The sequence below is a fragment of the Rhizobium sp. PDO1-076 genome (assembly GCF_000247475.1).
GTDB lineage: Bacteria > Pseudomonadota > Alphaproteobacteria > Rhizobiales > Rhizobiaceae > Allorhizobium.
In genome coordinates this window covers 25,461-34,783 of record NZ_AHZC01000344.1, presented here as the reverse complement: position 1 = coordinate 34,783, position 9,323 = coordinate 25,461, and the positions used below count along the sequence as shown (strand labels likewise).

Below are 9,323 nucleotides of genomic sequence, written 5' to 3'. Positions count from 1 at the left end.
GAGCTTAACAAACGAAAAACAGAAGTTGTCAAACTCGGGGTTTGAAACTGTCAAACTCGCAAAACGAAGGCGTTACAAGACCATGGAAAAGCACAAGCACATCAAGTACTTAGAATGGTGCCCGGAGGCGGATTTGAACCACCGACACGCGGATTTTCAATCCGCTGCTCTACCAACTGAGCTATCCGGGCATCTCGGCTTTTTGACGAAGCCTGCCGGTTTCTGGTCGAAACCGCCGGGGTATTTCCCCGGGAGCGAGCGGGGTTATAACATCTTGTTCGGCCATGTCCAGCGCCTTGCGGCACTTTTTTGAAGAAGATGTGAAAAACGCAGAAAATTCAATTCAAACAAGGAGATCGCAACAAAGGTGCGGGCGGTGCAAATCGCGATCAGCGATAGTCGTCCTCGTCCGCCTTGGATTCGTCCTCGGCCACCGGAATGGCATAGGAGCCTTTCAGCCAGCGCGACAGGTCGAGATTGCGGCAACGGTCCGAGCAGAACGGATAGTGTTCGCGCGCAGACGGGCGCTTGCATTCCGGGCATGGAAGCGCCTTGCGCAGCGGCTCGACCTTGGCCATGCGCGGGGTCCGGTCATCGGTCATGGATCAGCCCTCCGTCCAGCCGGCATGCACGTCATAACCTTCGCCTGCCAGCATCTGCATGGTCTCGAACAGCGGCAGGCCGACGACATTGGTATAGGAACCGACGAGTTTCTGCACGAAGGTGCCGGCAATGCCCTGGATCGCATAAGCACCGGCCTTGCCGCGCCACTGGCCAGAGGCAAGATAACATTCGATGTCGTAGCCGGAAAGCCGCTTGAAGCGCACCTTGGTCTCGACGATCTTCTGGCGCAGCTTACCGTCCGGCGCGATCAGGCAGACGCCGGTAAACACCCAGTGGCTGCGGCCAGACAGCAGATGCAGCGCAGACGATGCCTCTTCCATGTATTCCGCCTTGGGCAGAATGCGCCGGCCGACAGCCACGACCGTATCGGCGGCGAGGATATAGCCATCCTTCCAGGCGAGATCCTGCCGTGTGACCTCATAGGCGGCTCTTGCCTTGTCGGCCGAAAGCCTGCGGGCCAGCGAACGCGGATGCTCGGATTTCTGCGGGGTCTCGTCAAGATCCATCGGCATCAGGCGCGCAGGTTCGATGCCGGCCTGCTTGAGCAGGTCCAGACGGCGCGGCGACCCGGAGGCCAGTATCAGCTTCTGTCTCAGTTCCATGGCCCCTCGCGACCGACCGTCACGCCTTACTTGAAGCGGTAGGTGATACGGCCCTTGGTCAGGTCATAGGGTGTCATTTCGACCAGCACCTTGTCGCCGGCGAGAACGCGGATACGGTTCTTGCGCATGCGGCCGGCGGTGTGGGCGATGATCTCGTGCTCGTTTTCGAGCTTCACCCGGAACGTTGCGTTCGGCAGGAGTTCCGTGACGACGCCTGGAAATTCGAGGACTTCTTCTTTAGCCATTGAGCGGTTGTCTTCCTTGAGTTTAGCTTGGGGGCACAAGCCCCCTTAAAAATGTGCGCGGAAACTACACAATCGCCGGGGCTTTGTGAACCTAGTCGATCAGGCTTTTGGAATTTGTTTCGCGCGCAGCCGTTGAGGGCTTTTAGTGCGATCGGCCGGCAAAGGGAAGCCATGCTTTGCGCTTTGCGTAAGGACACGGCCGCAGCCGCCTCGGCGCAGCACTTGCGGCCCGGCGCGCAACATCCGCTAGCGGGCGACGAAGCGGTCGATGATATGGCGTTTCAGCCGGTCGCGCACGTCGCGGTAGGCGTCGAGGATCTGCTCGCGGGTGCCCGTTGTTCCGGTCGGATCCGGCGTCGGCCAGTAGAGCACCTCAACGGCGCTTGAGCGGGTCAGTTCCAGGGCTGCATGATGGGCCTCCGGCGACAGCGTCACGACAAGGTCGAAATAGTCGTCCTCGAGGTCGTCCAGCGTCTGCGGCTGGCGGCGACCGAGGTTCAGGCTCTCTTCCTCGAGCACGGCATCGACGAAGGCATCGCGCTCGCCGCGCTTGACGCCGGCCGACGCGATATAGATGCCGGATGGCAAAAGCGCGCGCGCCAGCGCTTCGGCGATCGGCGAGCGGATGGCATTCATGCCGCAGACGAAGAGAATGGCGCCGGGCCGGCGATGCTCCGGCGTGTCCAGCCGATCCGGCCCGGCCGGCGTGTTTGGCGTGTCGAGCATGTCCGGCGCCATGGCCTCAGCCACGCCAGTAGAGCACGCAGACCAGCGTGAACAGGCGCCGCGCGGTGTCGAAATCGATCTTGATCTTGCCGGACAAGCGGTCCATCAGCGTCTGCGAGCCATCATTGTGGATGCCGCGGCGGCCCATGTCGATCGCCTCGATCTGCGACGGCGTCGAGGAGCGGATCGCCTCGTAATAGCTCTCGCAGATCATGAAATAGTCCTTGATGATCCGGCGGAAGGGCGTCAGCGACAGGATATGGGTCGCGACATCGACGCCCGCCTCGGTCTTGATCGACAGGACCAGCTTGCTGTCGACCAGCGACAGCATGAGCTTGTAGGGGCCACCGGCATGGCCGGCCGGCGCGAACGAATTCTCCTCGATCAGGTCGAAGATCGCCACCGCACGCTCATGCTCGACATCCGGGGTCGACCGGCCGATCGTCTCGTCCAGCACGACATCGCAGAGCCGGAAGACGCCGTCGGCCATGGCTCACCCTTCGAGATTGAGGCGGATTGCCACCGACCGCGCATGGGCGTCGAGGCCTTCCGATTGCGCAAGGGCAATGGCCGCCGGCGCCAGCTGGCGCAACTGTTCGGCCCCGAGCCTCAGGATCGAGGTGCGCTTGACATAGTCGAGCACCGACAGACCCGAGGAGAAGCGGGCCGAGCGGGCGGTCGGCAGGACATGGTTCGATCCGCCGACATAATCGCCGATCACTTCCGGCGTATGGCGTCCGACAAAGATCGCACCGGCATTGCGGATCGCCTTGATCAGCGGCTCGGGATCGGCCACGGCCAGTTCCAGATGCTCGGCGGCAATGCGATTGGCGAGCGGCACGGAGGAGTCAATGCTGTCCACCTTGATCACTGCGCCAAAATCGCGCCAGCTGGCTGCTGCCGTCTCGGCACGGCTGAGCGATTTCAACTGGCGTTCGACGGCGTCTTCCACCGCCTTGCCGAAGGCGGCATCGTCGGTCATCAGGATCGACTGGGCGCCCGGATCATGTTCGGCCTGGGCGAGAAGATCGGCGGCCAGCCAGTCGGGATTGTTGTCGCTGTCGGCAATCACCAGCACTTCGGAAGGCCCGGCGATCATGTCGATGCCAACAGTGCCGAAGACCTGGCGCTTGGCAGCCGCCACATAGGCATTGCCCGGGCCGACGATCTTGGCAACCGGCGCGATCGTCTCGGTGCCGTAGGCAAGGGCGGCCACCGCCTGGGCGCCGCCGATGCGGTAGATCTCGGTAACGCCGGCGATCTGGGCAGCCGCCAGCACCGTCGGATTGATCCTGCCACCAGAGGCGGGCACGACCATGACGACACGCGGCACGCCGGCAACCTTGGCCGGCAGGGCATTCATCAGGACCGAACTTGGATAGCTGGCCGTGCCGCCCGGTACATAAAGGCCGACGGCATCGATCGCCGTCCAGCGCGAGCCGAGGCCGACACCGATCGCATCCTCGTAGATATCGTCCTTCGGCATCTGGCGGGCGTGATGGCGCTCAATGCGTTCGGCTGCAAGCTTCAGGGCGTCGAGCAGGTCCGGCGCGATTCCGGCGGTCGCCTCGGCGATCTCGGCCTCGGTGACGCGCATCGCCACTTCAGAAAAATCAGTGCCGTCAAATTTCAGCGAATAGTCGGCGAGCGCCGCATCGCCGCGGGCGCGCACGTCATCAATGATCCCGCGCACCACGTCGTTGACGTCGTCGGAGACTTCACGCTTGGTCGTCAGAAAGGCGGCAAAACGCGTTTCGAAATCGCCCGATGCCTGATCCAGCCAGATTGCCACGTCCCCACTCTTCCTTCTCACATCAGAACCGGTTTCCCGGCACGCGCCGCCAATAGCTTGTTCAGTCGGCCTTTTTCAGTCTGCCGTCTTCAGTCAGCCTTGTGGTCCGGCAAAGAAGCCGTGCCCCAGGCGCCGCCGGTATCGGCCAGTTGTGCCTCGATGCACTCGACCTCAAGCGCGATCATGCCCGAACCCGACAGGACCAGTTCGATGACGCCGTCGGGGCCCTCGCCCTTGGCGACAAAGCGGATGGCGAGCAGCGACAGCACCTCGTCGGCGCCGCTGCGGTCAAAGCCGATCGAGCGCACGGCCGAGACCCGCTTGAAGCCGAGCACCGCGCGGTGGCGCTCATAGCTCTTGTCCGGGCCCTTTTTCGCACGGTCGGCCTTTTCCCAGACGAACCGATTGACCGTCAGGGAAAACAGGCCGGGACGCGGGGCAAAGGACAGATCGCCGGCCTTGAAGACCGCATCCTGCATATGGGCGGAGATGATCGAGAGATCATCCGTATCGAGCGCCAGAAGCTTCAAATCCGTCATGTCATCCTGCCCGTATCAACGGCTGTCCCAGGCGGCGGGTCTTTGCGACCGGTTCCATCCTGCGACTGCCTCACATCCTTTTGACATAGGTTGCCGCTTGTCCAGTGGCAACCGGACAACGGGGCAAAAAGACTTGTGGCCGATCAATCGCTGATGCGTTCGACCACGGCGCCGCAACGGGTGAGTTTTTCTTCCAGGCGCTCGAAGCCGCGGTCGAGGTGATAGACCCGGCTGACCATGGTTTCGCCCTCTGCCGCCAGACCGCCGATGACCAGCGAGACCGAGGCGCGCAGGTCGGTTGCCATGACCGGGGCGCCGCGCAGGCGCGTCACGCCCTCAATGCGCGCCGTCTGGCCGGACAACGTGATCTTGGCGCCGAGACGGGCCAGTTCCTGCACATGCATGAAGCGGTTTTCAAAGATCGTCTCGGTGACATGCGAAACGCCCTGGGCCCGGGTCATCAGGCCCATGAATTGCGCCTGCAGGTCGGTCGGGAAGCCGGGGAACGGTTCGGTGACGATGTCGACCGGGCGAATGACATTGCCATGGCCGATGACGCGGATGCCGTTGTCGACGGCGATCAGTTCGGCGCCGGCGCGGCGGATCGCTTCGACGGCGGTGTCGAGCAGGGAGATATCGGTGCCGGCCAGCGTCACGTCACCGCCGGTCATGGCGACCGCCATGGCATAGGTGCCGGTCTCGATGCGGTCCGGCAGCACCCGGTGGCGGGCGCCCGACAGGCTGGTCACGCCTTCGATGGTGATGGTCGAGGTGCCGGCGCCGGTGATCTTGGCGCCCATGGCGATCAGGCAGTTGGCGAGATCGACGACTTCCGGCTCGCGGGCCGCATTGCCGATCACGGTCGTGCCGCGGGCAAGCGAGGCCGCCATCAGCATGACATGGGTCGCGCCGACCGAAACCTTCGGGAAGGTATAGTTGGCGCCGATCAGGCCGCCCTTCGGCGCCGTTGCATTGATATAGCCGCTGTCGATCTCAAGCTCGGCGCCGAGCGCTGCCAGACCTTCGAGGAAGAGGTCGACCGGACGCGTGCCGATGGCGCAACCGCCCGGCAGCGAGACGCGGGCTCTGCCTTCGCGGGCGAGCAGCGGTCCGATGACCCAGAAGCTGGCGCGCATCTTCGAGACCAGCTCGTAAGGCGCCGTGGTTTCGGCGATCGTGCGGCAGGTGAAATGCACCGTGCGCGAATAGGAGCCGTCCTGGTGTTCGCGGCGGCCGTTGACCGAGACGTCGACGCCGTGGTTGCCGAGGATGCGCAGGAGCAGCTCGACATCGGCCAGATGCGGCACGTTTTCGAGCGTCAGCGTGTCACTGGTCAACAGCGAGGCGATCATCAGCGGCAGGGCCGCATTCTTGGCGCCGGAAATCGGGATGATCCCGTTGAGCTCATTGCCACCGACAATCCTGATGCGATCCATGTAAGCCTACGATACGGGCAGAGCCCGCCTTTCCTGAACAATAAGGGATGACGCCAGATGGCGAGGATGGGTGTTTAGACGAAAAGCCGCAGCGGTTCAATTCGCCGCATGCACTCGCCTTTAATCAGCAGGTTTGGACGAATTTGCGGCAGGCAGGCCATCGGTATCATCGGCCTCGCCGGCGCGGCGCGCGCGCTGCTGCTGCTTGCGGCGCTGGAGATTTTCCTTGAGCTTCTTGGCGGCGCGCAGCCGGCGATGATCGGCCTCGGTCAGTTGTTGCGGCTTTCCCCCGTTTTGCGCCACCACCGGCGGGCTTTTCGCGGCCGCTGTGGAAAAGTCTTTGTTTTCCGGGATTTTCTGATCATCGCTCATGGCGCCCTGATAGCGAAAAACCTGATCCCTGACCAGAGACTTCACACGGAGACCGGTGCAAAACACAAATCTTGCAGGCCTATTTCGATTTGCGGCTTGCACTCGCCATCAAGCTATGGCAATAGGCCCCTCGTTCCGAGGCGACGACTGTCCGCTTCGCCGGATGCTGCTATAGCTCAGGGGTAGAGCACTCCCTTGGTAAGGGAGAGGCCGAGAGTTCAAATCTCTCTAGCAGCACCATTTTTTCCCCGTTTATATATTTGAAGCGCTTGGATTATAGCTCTCCTCTTTTTCAAGTAGGACCTTTGCGCATCTTCGATGAATACGTTCGACCCAAACGGTTCAATTAGGCTTAGATGCCGACGCTAGAGCGGCAAAATCCGTCCGCGTCCGCACAGGTCCGTTCCCAAGTCAATATCCGGTCATCGAGTCGACTAACAAATGGGTTAGGGTGGCAGCGCAACATTTGAACTCTCTTTCGAAAGCGCAGAGACGATTTGGTCGATGTTCGATTTATTGAACCATTCATCGGGATCGAATGCACCGGTACCGGCCCACAGCTCCAGAAACTGAACCGACAAGCGTTTTAGTGTCCCAAAGTAATTTTCGAGTAGCTCCGACCTACTTACGACAAGGCGGGTTGGAAATCTGTCAGCAGCAGCTTGAACCCCAGAATGAACGCGAAGACCGTAGTCAAAGCCACGCCCCAGAATGCGTCCATCGAGACCTCTGTGATCAGTAAACAAAGCAATGTTTGCAGCTGAGGGCACCTGCTCCACCGTGAGCCAGGCATGGACCAAAAGCGAATGGAGCCGCATGAAGATTTGGGTCGACGTCAAGAATGGATGGTCTGTCCCGCGCCTCAACCGATTGTAGTCTTCTCTATAACTTTCGCAAATGACGAAAACAGAACTCCCGTAAGCACGCCAGTAATCGAATGAACCGAAATAGATGCCCTTGCCGTCAATGCGCATCCCCTCCACGCCGGTGAACTCGCGGCCGTCGATTTGCCAAAACCGGCTACGTGGGGCGGCGTCAGAGTTGGTCAACACTATAAAATGGTGCCAGCCGAAATGTGCCATCTCTTGCATTTTGTTGCTTGTCTGACGAAGCAAACGGTGCGGATTTTCCAATGTGATAGGACTGAAATCATCGGCAAGAAGGGCGTAGCCCATCGAAACATGGTTTTGGGCAATCGTCGAAATCTGCTGATCACTTTCTGAGTGACCTGACGGCAACGCCTTGATCTGACCAATAAAATCTTGCCGCGTTGCCTCCGCCAACAGGTCTATCAGCTCCCAATCTGGTTCAGAGTTTGCGGATTTTGAGCCGGGAGCACCATGACCGGAAAGCACCTTCAAAACAGCGTCAACCACCGCTTCCGTAATGGCCTTTGTCATCGACTGCGTTCGAGAGAGATAATCTTCTTCCGCCTCTTGCACTGCTTCAGCCTCTCGCTGACGGAAACATCTTTTCAATAGTTTTTCCCACTGTATGGGTGTTTCAATCCTTCTGGATTCCGGGCCGACGCTGCGAACGTAGATCTGAAAGAAGCTATTTTCGTCTCGTGCGGCAATTGGCATTGGGCCATGGGAAGGCACATGAACAACCGGATAGGCCACACCGTTGGTGTACTCCGTAATTCTGACTTCGCATTGGATCGGAGGCTCAAGTCTGGTTTTTAGTAGGTTGTGTATGGCATCCGACTTGTAGTGATCGAGACCGAGATTTGAGGATGGCGGCATAGCTCGGCCATCGTCGTCGACGCCGAAATAAAGACGCCCACCACCATGATTGGCTATCGCGGCAACATGGCGGGCGATCTTATTCTGCCCGTCTCTGTTCTGCTTGGAGATGTCCATCCAGGCTTTGAATTCTACATGCAGTTGCTCACTGCGATGCCTCAGGTCTTGCTCCATCTGCTCGATATCGGTCAAAACGGACATCGCGGGCCTCGCTGACTTCAAACAATATTGAGAAGACCATGGGGAAGATGGCATGCAACTTCAAGGGGTATCCCTTGCCATCAACTGCCAAAATAGAGTCTCAGCTGCTGACAATCTGTTTCCACCCCAAACGGAACCTTAAATTTGGCTAACTCCATCAACGGGCCTTGTCCACCAAGCACGCGCCAGCCTACTCCCACCCACCCACGGAACATCACGCCATCACGGCCGTTGTCTCCCGATGAAAAGCACCGATCGAAACGCCAAATCCGGAATGGTGACGTTTGTCGTCGTCCTCTCCGTCATCGCGGCCGTCCTGGTTTCGGCCTATCTCCCGCTGCGCCCGCCGGGCGAGGTCAGTGATGCGCCTGCGTCTCCCCATGCGATCGATCAATCCCCCAGCCAGTGAGGCCCAAACGCAAAAACGCCCGCGTCATCAGCGGGCGTCGTGCAGGCAGTGATGGTCTGTCGTGGCGGCTTAGCGGGCGAATGCGCCGCGGGCAACGCGTTCGATGTCGGCGCGGCTGATGCCGACGTCGCTGAGTTCGCGGGCACTCATGCGGCCGAGTTCTGCGACGGTCTTGCGGTACTTGCGCCAGTTGTTGAAAGAGCGTGCTACGTTCATGATAATCCCCTTTCCGGAGGCTGTGTTGACGTCAGCAACCTCTTTTCGGTCCCGGCGTCGTTTCGATGGCCTGCATATAAGCGCTTGCTACCGCTTGCGAAATACACAAGCTTTCACGGCACCTATGCATTATTCGCATTGCTGAAGCTTGAGCTATTCACCTGCTGTTAACCGTCATCATCACGGCCCGGAAACAGGGCCCAGAATCATGGCCCGCAACCATGGGCCGGCTTTCGGCGCGTGGACGTTTGGTCCGGCACTGTCGGCGGTCGGACATCCCTTCCGTGGGTGGCTGGCTGCATCCTATGGCCGCGTCAGCATGCTTGTCAGGTGACTTCGCGGCGTGGCGCCTGTAAAACCCCTCCGGGCGGATCCGTGACACCGGAACCGCCGCCGACACCTTTCCTCCTGCACAG

General features: G+C 60.3%; 12 protein-coding genes and 2 tRNA genes. 2 read left to right on the top strand and 12 right to left on the bottom strand.

The window, feature by feature from the left end; all coding sequences use genetic code 11:
• Positions 1 to 115 precede the first annotated feature (115 nt).
• The 10 genes from PDO_RS16970 to PDO_RS16925 form a co-directional block, all read right to left on the bottom strand.
• A tRNA-Phe gene (locus PDO_RS16970) sits at positions 116 to 191 on the bottom strand.
• A gap of 198 nt (positions 192 to 389) precedes the next feature.
• Entirely contained in the window at positions 390 to 602 is a 213-nt protein-coding gene (yacG, locus tag PDO_RS16965) for a DNA gyrase inhibitor YacG (RefSeq protein WP_007604625.1), read from the bottom strand.
• A 3-nt stretch (positions 603 to 605) separates the two neighbouring features.
• Complete coding sequence (locus tag PDO_RS16960) at positions 606 to 1,226, bottom strand: Maf-like protein (RefSeq protein WP_007604622.1); 621 nt, start codon at positions 1,224 to 1,226, stop codon at positions 606 to 608.
• A gap of 26 nt (positions 1,227 to 1,252) precedes the next feature.
• The gene (infA, locus tag PDO_RS16955) at positions 1,253 to 1,471 is read right to left on the bottom strand and encodes a translation initiation factor IF-1 (protein ID WP_004435948.1); all 219 of its coding nucleotides are present in this window, start codon (positions 1,469 to 1,471) and stop codon (positions 1,253 to 1,255) included.
• Between the two features lie 246 nt (positions 1,472 to 1,717).
• A complete protein-coding gene (locus PDO_RS16950) occupies positions 1,718 to 2,197 on the bottom strand; it encodes an arsenate-mycothiol transferase ArsC (RefSeq protein WP_007604596.1) in 480 nt (159 codons plus the stop codon).
• Positions 2,198 to 2,213: 16 nt separating this feature from the next.
• The gene (locus PDO_RS16945; protein ID WP_007604594.1) at positions 2,214 to 2,687 is read right to left on the bottom strand and encodes a UPF0262 family protein; all 474 of its coding nucleotides are present in this window, start codon (positions 2,685 to 2,687) and stop codon (positions 2,214 to 2,216) included.
• Between the two features lie 3 nt (positions 2,688 to 2,690).
• Positions 2,691 to 3,989 (bottom strand): histidinol dehydrogenase, encoded by a 1,299-nt coding sequence (hisD, locus tag PDO_RS16940; RefSeq protein ID WP_007604589.1) that lies wholly within the window; start codon positions 3,987 to 3,989, stop codon positions 2,691 to 2,693.
• Positions 3,990 to 4,078: 89 nt separating this feature from the next.
• Entirely contained in the window at positions 4,079 to 4,528 is a 450-nt protein-coding gene (locus tag PDO_RS16935) for a DUF2948 family protein (RefSeq protein WP_007604580.1), read from the bottom strand.
• 143 nt (positions 4,529 to 4,671) lie between these two features.
• Positions 4,672 to 5,964, bottom strand: coding sequence for a UDP-N-acetylglucosamine 1-carboxyvinyltransferase (gene murA / locus PDO_RS16930; RefSeq protein ID WP_007604578.1), 1,293 nt, complete (start codon positions 5,962 to 5,964; stop codon positions 4,672 to 4,674).
• Positions 5,965 to 6,084: 120 nt separating this feature from the next.
• Positions 6,085 to 6,336 carry a hypothetical protein gene (locus PDO_RS16925; RefSeq protein ID WP_007604576.1) on the bottom strand — a complete coding sequence of 84 codons (252 nt, stop codon included), beginning with the start codon at positions 6,334 to 6,336 and terminating at the stop codon, positions 6,085 to 6,087.
• Positions 6,337 to 6,501: 165 nt separating this feature from the next.
• Between PDO_RS16925 and PDO_RS16920 the strand changes: the two genes are divergently transcribed.
• Positions 6,502 to 6,576, top strand: a tRNA-Thr gene (locus PDO_RS16920).
• A gap of 206 nt (positions 6,577 to 6,782) precedes the next feature.
• Here PDO_RS16920 and PDO_RS16915 read toward each other — a convergent pair.
• Positions 6,783 to 8,282 carry an AlbA family DNA-binding domain-containing protein gene (locus tag PDO_RS16915; protein ID WP_007604574.1) on the bottom strand — a complete coding sequence of 500 codons (1,500 nt, stop codon included), beginning with the start codon at positions 8,280 to 8,282 and terminating at the stop codon, positions 6,783 to 6,785.
• Between the two features lie 241 nt (positions 8,283 to 8,523).
• On the opposite strand from PDO_RS16915, the gene PDO_RS28415 reads away from it, so the two are divergent.
• Entirely contained in the window at positions 8,524 to 8,691 is a 168-nt protein-coding gene (locus tag PDO_RS28415) for a hypothetical protein (protein WP_160167045.1), read from the top strand.
• A 69-nt stretch (positions 8,692 to 8,760) separates the two neighbouring features.
• On the opposite strand, the gene PDO_RS27325 is transcribed toward PDO_RS28415, so the two are convergent.
• Complete coding sequence (locus tag PDO_RS27325; protein WP_007604572.1) at positions 8,761 to 8,907, bottom strand: DUF1127 domain-containing protein; 147 nt, start codon at positions 8,905 to 8,907, stop codon at positions 8,761 to 8,763.
• Between the last annotated feature and the right edge of the window lie 416 nt (positions 8,908 to 9,323).